The following is a 16338-nucleotide window of genomic DNA, read 5'->3' on the forward strand; positions in this document are numbered from 1 at the left end:
ACCATGATTCACCACCATCGCTACGACGTCGTCATCGTCGGCGCCGGGGGCGCCGGCATGCGCGCCGCGGTCGAAGCCGCCCCGCGCGCCCGCACCGCGGTGCTGACCAAGCTCTACCCCACCCGCAGCCACACCGGCGCCGCCCAGGGCGGCATGTGCGCCGCACTGGCCAACGTCGAAGAAGACAACTGGGAATGGCACACCTTCGACACCGTCAAAGGCGGCGACTACCTCGCCGACCAGGACGCCGTGGAAATCATGGCCAAAGAAGCCATCGACGCCGTACTGGACTTAGAGAAAATGGGGATGCCGTTCAACCGCACCCCCGAAGGCCGCATCGACCAACGCCGCTTCGGCGGACACACCCGCGATCACGGCAAAGCCCCGGTCCGGCGGGCCTGCTACGCCGCCGACCGCACCGGCCACATGATCCTGCAAACCCTCTACCAAAACTGCGTCAAACACGACGTCGAATTCTTCAACGAGTTCTACGCGCTGGACGTCGCGCTGACCGACACCCCCGCCGGCCCGGTCGCCACCGGCGTCATCGCCTACGAGTTGGCCACCGGCGACATCCACATCTTCCACGCCAAGGCCATCGTGTTCGCCACCGGCGGGTCCGGGCGCATGTACAAGACCACCTCCAATGCCCACACCCTGACCGGTGACGGCCTTGGCATCATCTTCCGCAAAGGACTCCCGCTGGAAGACATGGAATTCCACCAATTCCACCCCACCGGCCTGGCCGGGCTGGGCATCCTCATCTCCGAAGCCGTCCGCGGCGAAGGCGGCCGGCTGCTCAACGGCGAAGGCGAACGGTTCATGGAACGCTACGCGCCGACCATCGTCGACCTCGCCCCGCGCGACATCGTCGCCCGCTCCATGGTCCTCGAAGTCCTCGAAGGCCGCGGCGCCGGACCCAACAAGGACTACGTCTACATCGACGTGCGCCACCTCGGCGAAGACGTGCTGGAAGCCAAACTGCCCGACATCACCGAATTCGCCCGCACCTACCTCGGGGTGGACCCGGTCACCGAACTCGTCCCGGTCTACCCCACCTGTCACTACGTCATGGGCGGCATCCCCACCACCGTGCACGGCCAAGTCCTGCGCGACAACACCAACGTCATCCCCGGCCTCTACGCCGCCGGGGAATGCGCCTGCGTCTCAGTGCACGGCGCCAACCGGCTAGGCACCAACTCCCTGCTCGACATCAACGTCTTCGGCCGCCGCGCCGGCATCGCCGCCGCCGAATACGCCAACAACCACAACCACGTCGACCTCCCCGACAATCCCGCCGACATGGTCGTGGGCTGGGTCGCCGACATCCTCTCCGAACACGGCAACGAACGCGTCGCCGACATCCGCACCGCCCTGCAACAGTCGATGGACAACAATGCCGCGGTGTTCCGCACCGAAGAAACGTTGAAGCAGGCGTTGACCGACATCCACGCCCTCAAAGAGCGCTACTCCCGGATCACCGTGCACGACAAGGGCAAACGCTACAACAGCGACCTCCTCGAAGCCATCGAACTCGGGTTCCTGCTCGAACTCGCCGAAGTCACCGTCGTCGGCGCCCTCAACCGCAAAGAATCCCGCGGTGGGCACGCCCGCGAGGACTACCCCAACCGCGACGACACCAACTACATGCGCCACACCATGGCCTACAAACAAGGCACCGACCTGCTCAGCGATATCCGGTTGGACTACAAGCCCGTGGTCCAGACTCGCTACGAGCCGATGGAACGGAAATACTGACCGATGAGCCGCTTGCGCGAAGAGGAGACGACCCCGTGAGTGCACCTGTCATCGACAAGCCCGAAGCCGGCGACCCGCCCCTGCCCCCCATCCCCGACGGCGCGGTCATGGTCACCCTCAAAATCGCCCGATTCAACCCGGAAAACCCCGACGCCGCCGGCTGGCAAAGCTTCCGCGTGCCCTGCCTGCCGTCGGACCGGCTACTCAACCTGCTGCTCTACGTCAAGGGCTACCTCGACGGCACCCTGACCTTCCGCCGCTCCTGCGCCCACGGCGTCTGCGGCTCGGATGCCATGCGCATCAACGGAGTCAACCGACTCGCCTGCAAAGTCCTCATGCGCGACCTGCTACCCAAAAAACCCGGCAAACAACTCACCATCACCATCGAACCCATCCGCGGCCTACCCGTGGAAAAAGACCTCGTCGTCGACATGGAACCCTTCTTCGACGCCTACCGCGCCGTCAAACCATTCCTCATCACCTCAGGCAACCCACCCACCCGCGAACGCATCCAAAGCGCCACCGACCGCGCCCGCTTCGACGACACCACCAAATGCATCCTCTGCGCCTGCTGCACCACCAGCTGCCCCGTCTACTGGAGCGAAGGCTCCTACTTCGGCCCCGCCGCCATCGTCAACGCCCACCGCTTCATCTTCGACTCCCGCGACGAAGCCGCCGCCGAACGCCTCGACATCCTCAACGAAGTCGACGGTGTCTGGCGCTGCCGCACCACCTTCAACTGCACCGAAGCCTGCCCCCGCGGCATCCAAGTCACCCAAGCCATCCAAGAAGTCAAACGCGCCTTAATGTTCGCCCGCTAATTTGATTCGCCGAGCGTGAAGAAGATCGCGAGATTCGCCGAGAATCTCGCGATCTTCTTCACACTGGGCACCCGCGTGCGCGTAGTGCTTCCCGGGTGCGCGCGATGATGGTGCCCTGCCGGTGTCGGAGCAAGTCGGCGCCCACCCGGACGATGCGCCAGCCAAGTGCGCGGTACTGCGCATCCTGATCGATGTCCTTGGTGCGCTGTCTCGGGTCGGTCCAATGCTGGATACCGTCGTACTGAACGCCGACCTTCCACTCCGGCCACCCCATGTCGATCCGGCCCACCTGCAGGTCATGGTCGAACACCTCGATCTGGGTCTGCGACGGTCGCATCCCGGCGTCGGTATACAGCAGGCGAAGCCGGGTTTCCTGCGGTGACTCGGCACCGGCATCGGCTAGCTCGAGCACCTCGCGCAATTGCACCAGGCCTCGCACACCCCGGTGATGGGCCAGGAGTGCCTGCACGTCAACGACTTTCAGGTCGGCGGCCTGCAGCAACGCGTCCACCCGGATGACGGCCGTCTCCAGTCCACGCCGGCGGCCGAGGTCGAATGCCGTGCGTGCCGGCGTCGTCGTCCGGATGCCACGCACCGTGCAGACTTCGTCGTCGGCGAGGCGGTCACTGTGCAACACGATGCCGTTGGTCTTGTGTCTGCTGGAGTGATTGAGCTCGGCGGGCAGCTCCGCGTTGATCCACTTGGAACCATGGAGCGCGGCCGCCGACAGCCCAGCGACGATCCCGCGCCGCCCCGACCACAACCACGCCGCGACCGCCTTGTCGATGGGTTTCAGTTCTGCGCCGCGCGGGACATAAACATCGCGATGCAGCATGTGGTGGCGCGTGCTCAGCTGGTACCGATTGACCAAACCCGCCGCGAGTGCCTCGGATCCGACAAAGGGCAATGGCATGCGAATAGGACGCTGCGGAGGTCAACCCGGTTCCACCGCTCGCCGGCTGTCACACATCGCGAGGCTGTCTCGTCTGACTGGTATGACCACACGAATCGCCCCTGTGACCCCCAAACAAGCCGGCCTGCTGACCCGGGTGATGTACCGCGTCGCCAAGCGTCGCTTCGGTGAGGTGCCCGAGCCGTTCACCGTCGCCGCACACCATCCGCGGCTGCTGGTCGCCAATGCGGTTCACGAAACTCTGCTGCAGAGCGGCTCGAAGAAGCTCCCGGCCAGCGTCCGTGAACTGGCCGTGCTGTGGACTGCCCGCACGGTCGGCTGCTCGTGGTGCGTCGATTTCGGGTCGATGCTGATGCGGCTGGAGAACCTGGATGTCGACCGGCTGAAGTCGATCGACGACTATGCGACCTCACCGCTGTACACCGAGGACGAGCGCGCCGCCATCGCCTACGCCAACGCGATGACCACCGATCCGCACACCGTCACCGACGAGCAGATCGCCGATCTGAAGAAGCGGTTCGGCGACGACGGCGTGATCGAGCTGACGTATCAGATCGGGGTGGAGAACATGCGGGCCCGGATGTATTCGGCGCTGGGCATCACCGAGCAGGGCTTCAGCTCGGGGGATGCGTGCCGGGTTCCGTGGGCGGTGTCTGAGCAGCAGGCGTGATCTCGATGTAGGCCACGGCCGCGCCCATGGCTTGGCTGCCGCGGTCCAGGCCACGCTCGAACACCTTCATGGGACGGCTCCAATTCGCGGCGATCACGGCGTCGGCGTGCGCGGTTTCTGACTCATCCAGAATCCGCGCCACGCCGGCGACCACCGGTCCGCTCGGTTTACCGCGAAGGTTGCTGGCCACCACGAGAACCCGCGGATTGTTGCGGATGCGCTTGACCTTTCCCGTCGACGCGTCGGTCCGGACGTAAATCTTGCCGTCGGCGACGCCATGGTTGATCGGGCTGGGCATGGCCTCTCCGGAACGCTTGAACGTCACCAGCAGGATCTGGCGGTGGCGGTCGAAGCCGGTGAAGTCGTTTCCGGTGGGCTCACCGATGTCGAAAGCCTCTGGAGCCCGCAGCTTGTCCATGCCGCGGAACATCAGCCGGCTGAAGGTCTGGCCCAGATTTCCCGAATCTGCTGGCATCACAACGCACCTCCACGTAGCGGGGAACCGGTGAACTTGTCAGGGTTGGCGATATCCCATACCGCGCAGACCTTTCCGTCGCGGATGGTCATGGCGGTGACCCGCGGCATCATCTCCGGATAGCCGTCGCCGGCCGGCGCACCCGGGGTGTAGGTGCCCAGTTCGCCGTTGATGAACGCCAACTGCGCTTCCGCCAGCCAGTTGGGCCCGTACCGCTTCGCGAGCCCGAGCAGAAACCGCGCCACCTTGTCGGGGCCGTGGATGACCCGCGCCGCCGTCGGCGCCCGGCGGTTGGAGTCCCCGGTGAACGTGGCATCCGGATGCAGAAGGCGCACAACGGCTTCCAGGTCTCCGGTGGCCAACGCCGCCATGAACGCCCCGGCCAGCTCGTTGTGGGTGTCGGCCGGAACCGGTGGCGGGGCGTCGGCCACCGCCCGGCGGGCACGGGAAGCCAGCTGACGCGCCGAGGCGGGGCTGACGCCGAGCTCGTCGGCGATCTCCGGGAACGGCACGGCGAAGCCGTCGTGCAACACGAACGCCACCCGTTGATCCGGTGTCAGGCGTTCGAGCACCACCATGGCGGCGAACCGGGCGTCCTCACCGGCGACCACCGCGGTCAGTGGGTCTGCGGCGCCGGACCCGGTCAGATCGAAACGCGTCACCACCGGCTCGGGCAGCCATTCACCGACGTAGGCTTCACGCCGGTGCGCGGCCGACCGCAACCGGTCCAGCCCGAGTCGGCTGACCACCGTGGTCAGCCAGGCTCGCAGGTCGTGGATCTCGCCCCGGTTGGTGTCCCACCGGATCCAGGCCTCCTGCACGATGTCCTCGGCATCGGCGTAGGTGCCCGTCAACCGGTAGGCGACCGCAAGGAGATTCGGCCGCAACTGCTCGAACTCATCGACGCGAGTGCTCGCGGTCATGGCCTCAGTTTAGCCGCGCCGAGACTACGGGTTTGTTCGCGAATCAGGCGGATTCGCACCACAAACCGTAGTGTCGGCGAGAGGGTGCTCAGCGCCTGCTGAATACCGTGCGGTGCCAACCCTTTTCAGCGACGCCGGAGATGTCGCTCATGACGTGCTTGATGGTGAGGTACTCCTCGAACGAGTAGTCGCTCATGTCCTTACCGAAGCCCGACGCACCCACGCCACCGTGCGGCATCTCCGAGATGATCGGGATGTGGTCGTTGATCCACACGCAGCCTGCGTTGATCTCCCGTGAGGCCCGCTGTGCCCGGTAGACGTCGCGGGTCCACGCCGAGGCGGCCAGACCGTAGTCAGTGTCGTTGGCCTGGCGCAGCGCGTCGTTGTCGTCGCTGAACGCGCGGACCGTCAACACCGGACCGAAGATCTCGTCCCGGTACACCTCGGAGTCCTCGGCGACATCGGCGATCAGCGTCGGCCGGTAGAACGAGCCCGGCAGATCCGGGATCACGCCACCGGTGACCACGCGACCACCCTGCCCGGCAGCCCGTGCCACCATGCCCGCCACCTTGTCGCGGTGCGCCATCGAGATCAGCGGTCCCAGATCGGTGTCGGGATCGTGCGGATCACCGACCACCACCTTGCTCATCACCTCGGCCACACCGGCGACGAAGTCGTCGTAGAGCGGCCGCGCGACGATGGCCCGGGTGGCCGCGGTGCAGTCCTGCCCGGTGTTGATCAGCGCGCCGGCGACCGCGCCCTGGATGGCGGCGTCCAGATCGGCGTCGTCGAAGACCACGAACGGGGCCTTGCCGCCCAGCTCGAGCTGGGTGCGGTGGCCGTGCACGGCCGCGGCTGCCATCACCTTGCGGCCGACGGGCGTGGAGCCGGTGAAGGTGACCAGGTCGACGTCGCGGTGCCCGGCCAGGGCGGTGCCGACGTCGGCGCCGCCGCCGGTCACCACGTTGAAGACCCCGTCGGGCAGTCCGGCGGCGCTGGCGAGCCCGGCCAGCGTGAGCGTGGTCAGCGGGGTGATCTCGGCGGGTTTGATGACGACGGAGCAGCCCGCGGCCAATGCGGGGAGCACCTTCCACACCGCCATCTGCAGCGGATAGTTCCACGGCGTGATGGTGGCGACGACGCCGATGGCCTCGCGCCGGATGCTCGAGGTGTGGTCCGGCGAGTACTCCGCGGTGGCCTTGCCCTCCAGGTGCCGCGCCGCTCCGGCGAAGAAGTCGATGTTGTCGACACTGCCCGGCACATCGAACTCGCGGGCCAGCCGCACGGGCTTGCCGGTCTGGCTGACTTCCTCGATGACCAGGTCGTCGGCGCGTTCGTCGGCCAGTTTCGCCAATTTGGCCAGCACTGCGGAGCGTTCCGCGGGAGTGGCCGTCGACCATTGCGGCAACGCCGCCCTGGCCGACGCGACGGCGATGTCCACGTCGGCCGGGGTGGCCATGGCGTACTCCGCGACCGCCTCACCGGTCGCCGGGTTGATGACGGTGTGCGCCGGTCCACCGGTCGCCACTGCCGAACCGCTGATCCAATTGCCCGCCACGTTCACTGCCACACTCATGGAGCCATACGGTATCGGATGAGGACACCGATCTCTACGGGATACCGCAGCGAGACGCCACCCAAACGATCGATTTCATTGAAATAGTTGCCTCAAACAACGAATTCCGTGCAGAATCGACGGTATGACCAACCCCGATGGTCACGAGCTGGCGCCCGCCCCCGTCCCGTTTCGTGTCAACCATTCTCGACCGGGAGCCGCCTTCCAGCTCGATGAACTGTCAAAAGCGATCGTCGAGAAGCTCCAGCAGGACGGCCGCCGCTCCTATGCGGGGATCGGCAAAGCCGTCGGACTGTCCGAGGCCGCCGTGCGCCAGCGCGTGCAGCGGATGGTCGACGCGGGTGTCATGCAAATCGTGGCGGTGACCGATCCAATGCAACTCGGCTTCGCCCGCCAGGCGATGATCGGCATCCGCTGCACCGGTGACACCACCAAGCTGGGCGAGAAGCTGGCCGCCATGGACTCGGTCGACTACGTCGTGCTGACCGCGGGATCGTTCGACATCATCGTCGAAGTGGTCTGCGAGGACGATGACAGCTTGCTCGAGCTGCTCAACACGCAGATCCGCTCATTGCCGGGAGTGATATCAACCGAAACCCTTGTCTACCTGAAACTCGTTAAACAGCAATACAATTGGGGTACACGATGACAATTACCGATACCACTTCAGCAACGACGTCCGATCTCGGCGCCAAGGCCAACCGGCACCTGTGGGGCCACTTCGCCCGGCACGGCGAGGGCATCACGCCGCCGATCATCACCCGCGGCGAGGGCGTCTACATCTTCGACGACAAAGGCAAGCGCTACATCGACGGCCTCTCGGGGCTGTTCGTCGTTCAGGTCGGCCACGGCCGCAAGGAACTTGCCGAGGCGGCGGCCAAGCAGGCCGAGACGCTGTCCTTCTTCCCGCTGTGGTCCTACGCCACGCCGCCGGCCATCGAACTGGCCGAGCGCGTCGCCGGCTATGCCCCAGGCGATCTCAACCGGGTCTTCTTCACCACCGGCGGCGGCGAGGCCGTCGAGAGCGCCTGGAAGCTGGCCAAGCAGTACTTCAAGCTGACCGGAAAACCCGGTAAGCACAAGGTGGTTTCGCGTTCGATCGCCTATCACGGCACGCCGCAGGGTGCCCTGGCGATCACGGGCATCCCGGCGTTCAAGGCACCGTTCGAGCCTTTGACCCCCGGCGGTTTCCGCGCCCCGAACACCAACTTCTACCGCGCGCCTGCCGAATACGCCCACGACGAAAAGGCATTCGGTCGCTACTGCGCCGACCGCATCGCCGAGGCCATCGAATTCGAAGGCCCCGACACCGTCGCCGCGGTGTTCCTCGAGCCGGTGCAGAACGCCGGCGGCTGCTTCCCGCCGCCGCCCGGATACTTCGAACGCGTCCGCGAGATCTGCGACCGCTACGACGTGCTGCTGGTCTCCGACGAGGTGATCTGCGCGTACGGCCGGATCGGATCGATGTTCGCGTGCAACGACTTCGGCTACGTACCGGACATCATCACCAGCGCCAAGGGCCTGACGTCGGGTTACTCGCCGCTGGGCGCGATGGTCGCCAGCGACCGGCTGTTCGAGCCGTTCGACGACGGCAAGACCGTCTTCGGTCACGGCTATACCTTTGGCGGACACCCGGTTTCGTCGGCCGTCGCGCTGGCCAACCTCGACATCTTCGAACGCGAGAAGATCAACGACCACGTCAAGGAGCTGGCACCGGCGTTCCGGGCCACCCTGGAGAAGCTCTACGACCTGCCCATCGTCGGCGACGTGCGCGGTGAAGGTTTCTTCTACGGCATCGAATTGGTCAAGGACAAGGCCACCAAGGAGACGTTCAACGACGAGGAAAGCGAACGGCTGCTGCGCGGGTTCCTCACCCCGGCGCTGTGGGACGCCGGGCTGTACTGCCGCGCCGACGACCGTGGCGACCCAGTGATCCAGCTGGCCCCGCCGCTGATCAGCGGACAGGCCGAGTTCGACGCGATCTACGAGATCCTGCACCGCGTGCTCAGCGAGGCAGGCAACCTGCTGTAGCGCTTTCCGCGAAACGGCATTCCGGCAGCCAAAGTTCGAGTAACGGCCTGCTGGAATGCCGTTTCGGCGAGACTGGTGGGGTGTCGCGTAAACCACCGATCGATCCTGTCCGCTGGACACCGCCGCCGGTCGGCGCACTCCCCGACTTCCCGCCGGCGGAGCTGACGGTCGTGCCGATGCCGGGTGACGGGCCCGAGGACGTCGTCGTCGACGCGACCGGGCAATTGTGGACCGGGCTGGTCGACGGCCGCATCGTGCGCGTGACTCCCGAGGGGGCCGCGACGGTGGTGGCCGACACCGGCGGGCGTCCGCTCGGCATGCACGTGGCGCGCGACGGCCGGGTGTTGATCTGCGACAGCCACCGCGGCCTGCTGGCGTTGGACCCGACGACGGGCACGCTGACGACACTGGTCGACTCGATCGAGGGGCGTCCGCTGACGTTCTGCTCGAACGTCACCGAAACCTCGGACGGCACAATCTATTTCACGGAGTCGACCAGCCGGTTCCACTTCGAGCACTACCAGGGCGCGATCCTGGAGGCCCGCGGCAGCGGCAGCCTGTTCCGGCTGACACCCGACGGCACCGTCACCACGCTGGTTCAGGGACTCTACTTCGCCAACGGCGTGACCCCCACCGCAGATGAATCGGCGTTGGTGTTCGCCGAAACCCAGGGCCGCCGGTTGTCCAAGTACTGGCTGAGCGGGCCTGCGGCCGGGACCGTCACACCGCTTGCCGAACATCTGCCTGGCATGCCGGACAACATCTCGACCGGGTCGGACAATCGGATCTGGGTCGCGCTGGTCAGCCCGATCATTCCCGCGGCCGAACGACTGGCCCCGCTGCCACCGGTGCTGCGCAAAGTGGTGTGGCGACTGCCCGATGCCCTGCTGCCGAAAATCAAGCCCGAGGTGTGGGTGGTGGCCTTCGACGCCGAAACCGGTGCGGCCGTCGCAGGCATCCGGACGCAGAACCCAGCCTTCGGGGCGGTCACCGGCGTCGTCGAAACGGGCGGAAAACTGTGGATGTCTACCATCGAGTTTCCCGCTCTGGCTAATACCCAGCTTTAACACGAGTCACATACGTCACAGCGTGGCTCCCCGGAATCGGCATCCGGATCGCCTAACCTTCGGACACGATGGCGACCTTGCGGAGTATCTCGACGCGCGCGCTCATGCGCGGATCTTCCGTGCTTGCGGCGTTGACGATGCTCGCGGCACCGGCCTTGGTGATCGCGCCGACGGCGACGGCGGATCCGGTTGCGGCGCCGGCCCCGGCACCGCCGCCACCGGACTGTCCGTTCAAGGTGACGACGCCACCCGCGGTCGACTCATCGGAGGTGCCGAAGGCGGGCGATCCGCCGCTGCCGCTGCCGGTACCGACGAAAACCATCGGGGGCGAAGCACTCTCGGGCTGCGGCATCATCACCGCGCCCGACACCCCGCCGGTGCCCAATGACATCTCCGCCGACGCCTGGGTGGTGGCCGACCTCGACAGCGGCGACATCATCGCCGCGCGCGACCCGCACGCCCGGCACCGGCCCGCGAGCATCATCAAGGTGCTCGTCGCCACGGCCGCGCTCAACGAACTGAATCTCAACAAGCGCGTCCAAGGCACCCAGGAAGACGCCAACGCCGAGGGCACCCGGGTCGGCGTCGGGCCCGGGGGCGTGTATTCGATCAACGACCTGTTGCACGGCCTGCTGATGCACTCGGGCAACGACGCCGCCCATGCCCTGGCCATGCAACTCGGCGGCATGGACCCGGCGCTGCAGAAGATCAACGTGTTGGCGGGCAAGCTCGGTGGCCGCGACACCCGGGCGGCCACCCCGTCCGGGCTCGATGGCCCCGGCATGAGCACCTCGGCCTACGACATCGGACTGTTCTACCGCTACGCCTGGCAGAATCCGGTGTTCGCCGACATCGTCGCCACCAAGTCTTTCGATTTCCCTGGGCGCGACGGAAATCCGACGTATCCGATCGAGAACGACAACAAGCTGCTGGACAACTACCCCGGCGCGCTCGGCGGCAAGACCGGCTACACCGATGACGCCGGGCAGACCTTCGTCGGCGCAGCCAATCGCGACGGCCGCCGCCTGGTGGCGATCCTGATGCACGGCACCCGGCTACCGATCGCCCCGTGGGAGCAGGCAGCTCATCTGCTCGACTACGGTTTCGCCACCCCGAAGGGGACCAAGGTCGGCACCCTGGTGGATCCCGACCCGTCCCTGACCAAACCCAAGCAACCCGATGCGCCGTCGGCAGCGGAGGCTGCGTCCGTCCTGCCCGCAGCTGACACGCTGCCGGTGCGCGTGGGGGTGGCGATCGTCGGGGGCATCATCGTGTTCCTGCTGATCATGGGTGCCCGGTCGCTGAATCGCCGCCCGCAGCACTAGCTGTTCTGCTTGATGAAGCCGAGCGCCTGCTCGGCGACGTCGCGCCAGCCGCTGTCGATCACCAATGAGTGTCCGCGACCAGGGATCTCGACGATCTCGGTGACATTGGGGTTCTTCTTGTTCAGCTTGTAGGACGCATTGGCGATCGCCCACGGGACGGTGTTGTCCTTTTCGCCGGAGATCACCAGCAGCGGACCCCGCTGCGGGTTCTTGGTGTTGACCTTCGTCTGCGACGCGGGGTTGAAGTTCGCGACCGCAGCCTGGAACAGCGGCGCACCCGAACCGGCGACGGAGTACTCGTCGTAGAGCCGGTTCGACTCCTCCTCGGACACGGCATTGCCGAAGGCGAACCGGAATTGCTTGCGGGTCAAGGCGACCGCGCGACCGTAGTTGAGCGGATTGCCGAGGACCGGGAATGCGGCCCGCAGCGCCGACACCGGCAGCGGCAGCACACCGCGGAACGGCGCCGGGTCGATGGCAACCGACACCGCGGCCAGCCCCATACCGGCGAGCTGCTGGGTGATCAGTCCGCCGAACGAGTGCCCGATCACGATGGGCTTGCGGTCAAGGGCTCGGATCACCTCGGCGTAGTGCTCGGTGATGGCACCGACCGTCTTGTGAGCGAACACCGAGGGGGCGCGGCGTGCGTGCGCGACCGTTGCCGGGTCGTCCGGCCAGCCGGGGGCCAGGGTGACGAAGCCCTGCTCCTCGAACAGTCCGCGCCAGTTGTCCCAGCTGGTCGGCAGCAGCCAAAGGCCGTGGACGAAGACGACGGGCTGAGCTCCGGAGCTGTTGGCGCGGTCGATCTCGGACTGTTCGGAAGGGGTGATGGTGGTGGTCATGTCGATCTCCAATCGGTAGAAAGAACGGTCGTTCTGTTCGGCTGTAACCAGAGTCTCGCGCGATCTGTTCCCGATTGCAGAACGAACGTTCTGCCTCCCGGCGTACCGTCGTGGCATGGAACCGTCGACACCCGTCTCGCAGGCCCGCGAACGCCTCCTGCGCACCGCAGCGAAGCTGTTCTACCGGGAGGGGATCCACTCCGTCGGCGTGGACCGCATCCTCGCCGACGCGAACGTCACCCGCGCCACCATGTACCGGCACTTCGCAGGCAAGGAAGGTCTGGTCGAGGCCTATCTCGCGCTGGAGGATGCAACCATCCGCGGCTACTTCTCCGACGCAGAGACGCACGCAGGCCCGGACGACGACATGCTCGAGCTCGTGATCGACGGGATCGCCGAAGACATCGCGCGCTACCACACCCGCGGCTGCCCCTTCATCAATGCCGCCGCCGAATATCCCGACCCCGACAGCAAAGTCCGCAAACTCATTGCGATGCATCGCAATTGGTTTCGCGGCGCACTCGAACAGGCCGCGGCCGGGCGCGACGAGCCCGCCGACGTCGCGGCATCGCTGGTCTTGCTGCGTGATGCCGCGCTCGTCGGCGGCTATCTCGACGGCATCGAGACGACGAAGCGCTCGTTCGTCCGGGCGGCACGACAAGCGGCGGGGCTCCCGGCGCGGGATTGTCCCCCGCCGAGCAGACATGTAGGTCCGCCAACCGCGGCGTGTCGCGAACCGCAGCGTCTGCTCGGCGGGGAAAGTCTAGGCCCGCGCGACGAAGCGGAACCGGTCGCCGCGGTACACCGACCTGGTCCACTCGACGATGCGGCCGGTCTTGTCCCGGCTGGTGCGGTGTACCAGCAGCAGGGGCTGGCCGGTCGCGATCTGCAATAGCTCGGCCTGGTCCGGATTGGCCAGCGCGGTCTCGACGGTGTCCTCCACCGAGTGCACAGCGCGGTCGTAGCAATCCCGCAACGCTGCGTACAGCGAACCCGTCTCGGCCAGGCGCGCCTCCAGCCGCGGCAGCGCGCCGGGCAGGTGCGCTTCCTCGATGGCCAACGGCTCACCGTCGACCTCCCGCAACCGCGTCAGCAGATGGATCCGCTCGCCCGGGGCGATCTCCAGATGTTCCGCGACGGCGGGCAGCGCACGCACCCGCTCCAGCCCGAGGATCTGCGAAGTTGGTTGCATCCCTTCGGCTTTCAGATCATCGGTGAGGGACGACAACTGCCGGACGTGGACCACCTTGGGCGGCGCGACGAAGTTGCCACTGCCCTGGGTACGGCGCAGGACGCCCTCCCCCGCCAACTCCGCCAGCGCCTTGCGCAGCGTGGTCCGTGACGTGCCGAGCTGTTCGGCGAGCTGCCGCTCGGGAGGGAGCGACGTGCCTCGGTCGAGTCCTGCGATGAGATCGGCGAGCGCCAGCTTGACCTGGAAGTACCGCGGCGGGGCAGGTTCGGCCATATCAGTTTTCCCTTACCTCTTGACGGACGAAATTGGTGTATGCCAATGTTACCTCCATCATATTGGCGTATACCAATTTGACCCCGTCACATTCATCCCGCAGCGAGAGGAACCGCACGTGGGCTCTACCGAAACTCGAAAAACCCCGCGGCTCGCGGTGCTGGTGGGGATCGCCGCCGCCAGCGTCGGCGTCATCTACGGCTACGACCTGTCCAACATCGCCGGCGCCATGCTGTTCATCCCCAAGGAGTTCGACCTCGACACCGCGGGCGTGCAGTGGATCACCACCATGGTCGTGATCGGTGAGATCGCCGGCGCGATCATCGGTGGGTGGCTGGCCAACCGGATCGGCCGCAAGAAGTCCGTCGTGCTGGTGGCGGTCACCTACGCGGTGTTCGCGCTGATGTGCGCGCTGTCGGTCTCGGTGCCGATGCTCATGGTCGCCCGACTGCTGCTGGGCCTCACCATCGGTGTCTCGGTGGTGGTGGTGCCGGTGTTCGTCGCCGAGTCGTCCCCCGCCGACATCCGCGGATCCCTGCTGGTGGCCTACCAGGTGGCCACGGTGGTCGGCATCATCATCGGCTATCTCGCCGCCTACGCGCTGGCGGCGTCGGGCGGTTGGCGCTGGATGCTCGGCCTGGCCGCCGTGCCTGCCGTCGTGGTCGCCCTCATCCTGATGCGCATGCCCGACACCGCCCGCTGGTACATGCTCAAAGGCCGCACCGAGGAAGCGCGCCGCACGCTGCGGATGGTCGAACCCGCGGCCGACGTCGACGCCGAATTGGCCGAGATCAGCCGGGCATTGCACGAAGAACGCGGCGGGGCGTTGCGCGAGATGCTGCGTCCGCCCTACCTGCGGGCGACCGTGTTCGTCGTCGTACTCGGGTTCTTCATCCAGATCACCGGCATCAACGCCATCGTCTACTACAGCCCGAAACTGTTCGAGGCCATGGGCTTCCACGGCAACTTCGCGCTGCTGATCCTGCCCGCCCTGGTCCAGGTCGCCGCCCTGATCGCGGTGTTCGTATCGCTGGTGCTCGTCGACCGGCTGGGCCGCCGCCCGATCCTGCTCGGTGGCATCGCCATGATGGTGCTGGCCAACGCCCTGCTGATCGGCGTCTTCGTCGCCGGCGAGAACTTCGGCGGGGCGCTGACAGCGCTCGGCTTCATCGGGGTGCTGCTGTTCACCGTCGGCTTCACCTTCGGCTTCGGTGCGCTGGTCTGGGTTTACGCGGGCGAGAGCTTCCCCTCGCGGCTGCGCTCGATGGGTTCCAGCGCGATGCTCACTTCCGACCTGGTGGCCAACGCGATCGTGGCAGGCTTCTTCCTCACCATGCTGCAAACCCTCGGCGGCTCCGGCACCTTCGCGGTGTTCGGTGCATTGGCCCTGCTGGCCTTCGTCTTCGTCTACAAGTTCGCGCCGGAGACCAAGGGCCGCCAGTTGGAGGACATCCGGCACTTCTGGGAGAACGGCGGCCAGTGGCCGGCCGTGTCCGCCAGCGGCGCCGAGGCCGAGACGACCGGACGATGAGCTCGGCCGCGGTGCTCGGCCTGGACATCGGCGGATCGAAAACCCAGGCCCTGCGGGTGGAGAATGGCACGGTGGTCGCCGAGGCCCTGGCCGGCAGCGCAAACATCTCGTCGGTGGGTCTCGAAGAAGCCGGCAGGCAGCTCGACGTCATCCTCGACCAGTTGGGCACCAGCGGAATCAAAGCGGTCTGTGCCGGTGCGGCGGGCGTCGAAACCCCCGACGGCGAAGCCCGGCTGCATGATCTGCTGGCCCGCCGACTGCCCTGTGCCCGCATCCGGGTGGTGCACGACAGCCAGCTGATCCTGGCCGCCGCGGGCGTCATGGACGGCATCGCCGTCATCTCCGGCACCGGCTCGGTGGCCTGGGGGCGCCACGGCGATCAGCAGAGCCGGGCCGGCGGCTGGGGCTACCTGCTCGGCGACGAAGGCAGCGGCTACTGGGTGGCCCGGGAAGCGGTGCGGCGCAGCCTGATCCGCGCCGACCGGGGCGAGCCCGCAGACCGGCTCGGCCAGCAGCTGGCCGCCGATTGTGGCCTGCAACTGCCCGAACAACTGCTCGACCACTTCTACGCCCAGCCCGACCGGCGGTACTGGGCCGGACGCGCCCGCGTGGTGTTCGAGCTGGCCCGCGATGGCGACCCGGTGAGCCGCGACATCATCGACGCCGCCGCCGCGGCACTGACCGAGCTCGCGGTGTCGGTCGGCACGCGGCTCGGTTCAGCCGGTCCGGTGGTGCTGGCCGGCGGCTTGGCCGTGCATCAGCCCGCGCTGCAGAAGGCCGTGCGCACCCGATTGACCGAACAGCAGTTCACCGACGTCCGGGTACTGGCCGTCGACCCCGTACGGGGTGCGGTGGAACTTGCCCAACGACTACTACTGACATGTGATCCCGAGAAGGAGAAGAAGTGAGCAACCTTGACGCCACCCCCGTGAGCGCCCCCG

Annotated in this window: 14 protein-coding genes and 2 pseudogenes; 10 read left to right on the plus strand and 6 right to left on the minus strand. The window is 66.8% G+C overall.

Annotated features, from left to right (window positions below):
- Nucleotides 1-3 precede the first annotated feature (3 nt).
- Nucleotides 4-1758: a succinate dehydrogenase flavoprotein subunit gene (gene sdhA / locus BTO20_RS27060; protein WP_087079064.1), complete on the plus strand. Its 1755-nt coding sequence runs from the start codon at nucleotides 4-6 to the stop codon at nucleotides 1756-1758.
- Between the two features lie 35 nt (nucleotides 1759-1793).
- Nucleotides 1794-2579 (plus strand): succinate dehydrogenase iron-sulfur subunit, encoded by a 786-nt coding sequence (locus BTO20_RS27065; RefSeq protein ID WP_087078236.1) that lies wholly within the window; start codon nucleotides 1794-1796, stop codon nucleotides 2577-2579.
- A gap of 58 nt (nucleotides 2580-2637) precedes the next feature.
- On the opposite strand, the gene BTO20_RS39965 is transcribed toward BTO20_RS27065, so the two are convergent.
- Nucleotides 2638-3492 (minus strand): hypothetical protein, encoded by an 855-nt coding sequence (locus BTO20_RS39965; protein WP_087079065.1) that lies wholly within the window; start codon nucleotides 3490-3492, stop codon nucleotides 2638-2640.
- Between the two features lie 67 nt (nucleotides 3493-3559).
- Here BTO20_RS39965 and BTO20_RS27075 point away from each other — a divergent pair.
- Nucleotides 3560-4162, plus strand: a pseudogene (locus BTO20_RS27075) (carboxymuconolactone decarboxylase family protein); the annotation flags it as partial.
- Here BTO20_RS27075 and BTO20_RS27080 read toward each other — a convergent pair.
- The 3 genes from BTO20_RS27080 to BTO20_RS27090 form a co-directional block, all read right to left on the minus strand.
- Nucleotides 4107-4637 carry a PPOX class F420-dependent oxidoreductase gene (locus BTO20_RS27080; protein WP_087079067.1) on the minus strand — a complete coding sequence of 177 codons (531 nt, stop codon included), beginning with the start codon at nucleotides 4635-4637 and terminating at the stop codon, nucleotides 4107-4109. The pseudogene BTO20_RS27075 and the gene BTO20_RS27080 sit on opposite strands and share 56 nt — an antisense overlap.
- Complete coding sequence (locus tag BTO20_RS27085; RefSeq protein ID WP_087079068.1) at nucleotides 4637-5560, minus strand: sigma-70 family RNA polymerase sigma factor; 924 nt, start codon at nucleotides 5558-5560, stop codon at nucleotides 4637-4639. The genes BTO20_RS27080 and BTO20_RS27085 overlap by 1 nt, the downstream gene beginning before the upstream one ends.
- Before the next feature lie 88 nt (nucleotides 5561-5648).
- Nucleotides 5649-7136 (minus strand): gamma-aminobutyraldehyde dehydrogenase, encoded by a 1488-nt coding sequence (locus BTO20_RS27090; protein WP_198344084.1) that lies wholly within the window; start codon nucleotides 7134-7136, stop codon nucleotides 5649-5651.
- A 124-nt stretch (nucleotides 7137-7260) separates the two neighbouring features.
- On the opposite strand from BTO20_RS27090, the gene BTO20_RS27095 reads away from it, so the two are divergent.
- The 4 genes from BTO20_RS27095 (at nucleotide 7261) to BTO20_RS27110 (ending at nucleotide 11559) form a co-directional block, all read left to right on the plus strand.
- Nucleotides 7261-7785, plus strand: a complete 525-nt coding sequence (locus BTO20_RS27095) for an Lrp/AsnC family transcriptional regulator (RefSeq protein WP_083166612.1) — start codon at nucleotides 7261-7263, stop codon at nucleotides 7783-7785.
- The gene (locus BTO20_RS27100; protein ID WP_087079069.1) at nucleotides 7782-9167 is read left to right on the plus strand and encodes an aspartate aminotransferase family protein; all 1386 of its coding nucleotides are present in this window, start codon (nucleotides 7782-7784) and stop codon (nucleotides 9165-9167) included. The genes BTO20_RS27095 and BTO20_RS27100 overlap by 4 nt, the downstream gene beginning before the upstream one ends.
- 80 nt (nucleotides 9168-9247) lie before the next feature.
- The gene (locus BTO20_RS27105) at nucleotides 9248-10234 is read left to right on the plus strand and encodes an SMP-30/gluconolactonase/LRE family protein (protein WP_087079070.1); all 987 of its coding nucleotides are present in this window, start codon (nucleotides 9248-9250) and stop codon (nucleotides 10232-10234) included.
- Between the two features lie 68 nt (nucleotides 10235-10302).
- Complete coding sequence (locus BTO20_RS27110; protein ID WP_269770303.1) at nucleotides 10303-11559, plus strand: D-alanyl-D-alanine carboxypeptidase family protein; 1257 nt, start codon at nucleotides 10303-10305, stop codon at nucleotides 11557-11559.
- Here the strand turns inward: BTO20_RS27110 and BTO20_RS27115 are convergent.
- On the minus strand, nucleotides 11556-12401 hold the full coding sequence (locus BTO20_RS27115) for an alpha/beta fold hydrolase (RefSeq protein WP_087082758.1): 846 nt from the start codon (nucleotides 12399-12401) through the stop codon (nucleotides 11556-11558). The genes BTO20_RS27110 and BTO20_RS27115 overlap by 4 nt on opposite strands.
- Before the next feature lie 115 nt (nucleotides 12402-12516).
- Here BTO20_RS27115 and BTO20_RS40715 point away from each other — a divergent pair.
- A pseudogene (locus BTO20_RS40715) lies at nucleotides 12517-12681 on the plus strand (TetR/AcrR family transcriptional regulator); the annotation flags it as partial.
- A 483-nt stretch (nucleotides 12682-13164) separates the two neighbouring features.
- Here the strand turns inward: BTO20_RS40715 and BTO20_RS27125 are convergent.
- Nucleotides 13165-13866, minus strand: a complete 702-nt coding sequence (locus tag BTO20_RS27125) for a GntR family transcriptional regulator (RefSeq protein ID WP_087079071.1) — start codon at nucleotides 13864-13866, stop codon at nucleotides 13165-13167.
- Nucleotides 13867-13984: 118 nt separating this feature from the next.
- Here BTO20_RS27125 and BTO20_RS27130 point away from each other — a divergent pair, with 118 nt between their 5' ends.
- Both BTO20_RS27130 and BTO20_RS27135 read left to right on the plus strand, forming a co-directional pair.
- Nucleotides 13985-15397: a sugar porter family MFS transporter gene (locus BTO20_RS27130; RefSeq protein ID WP_087079072.1), complete on the plus strand. Its 1413-nt coding sequence runs from the start codon at nucleotides 13985-13987 to the stop codon at nucleotides 15395-15397.
- Entirely contained in the window at nucleotides 15394-16305 is a 912-nt protein-coding gene (locus BTO20_RS27135; RefSeq protein WP_087082760.1) for an N-acetylglucosamine kinase, read from the plus strand. Before BTO20_RS27130 ends, BTO20_RS27135 begins: the two co-directional genes overlap by 4 nt.
- The last annotated feature ends 33 nt before the right edge of the window (nucleotides 16306-16338 follow it).

Origin of the sequence: Mycobacterium dioxanotrophicus (genome assembly GCF_002157835.1) — a bacterium.
In the GTDB taxonomy this organism is placed as follows: Bacteria; Actinomycetota; Actinomycetes; order Mycobacteriales; family Mycobacteriaceae; genus Mycobacterium; species Mycobacterium dioxanotrophicus.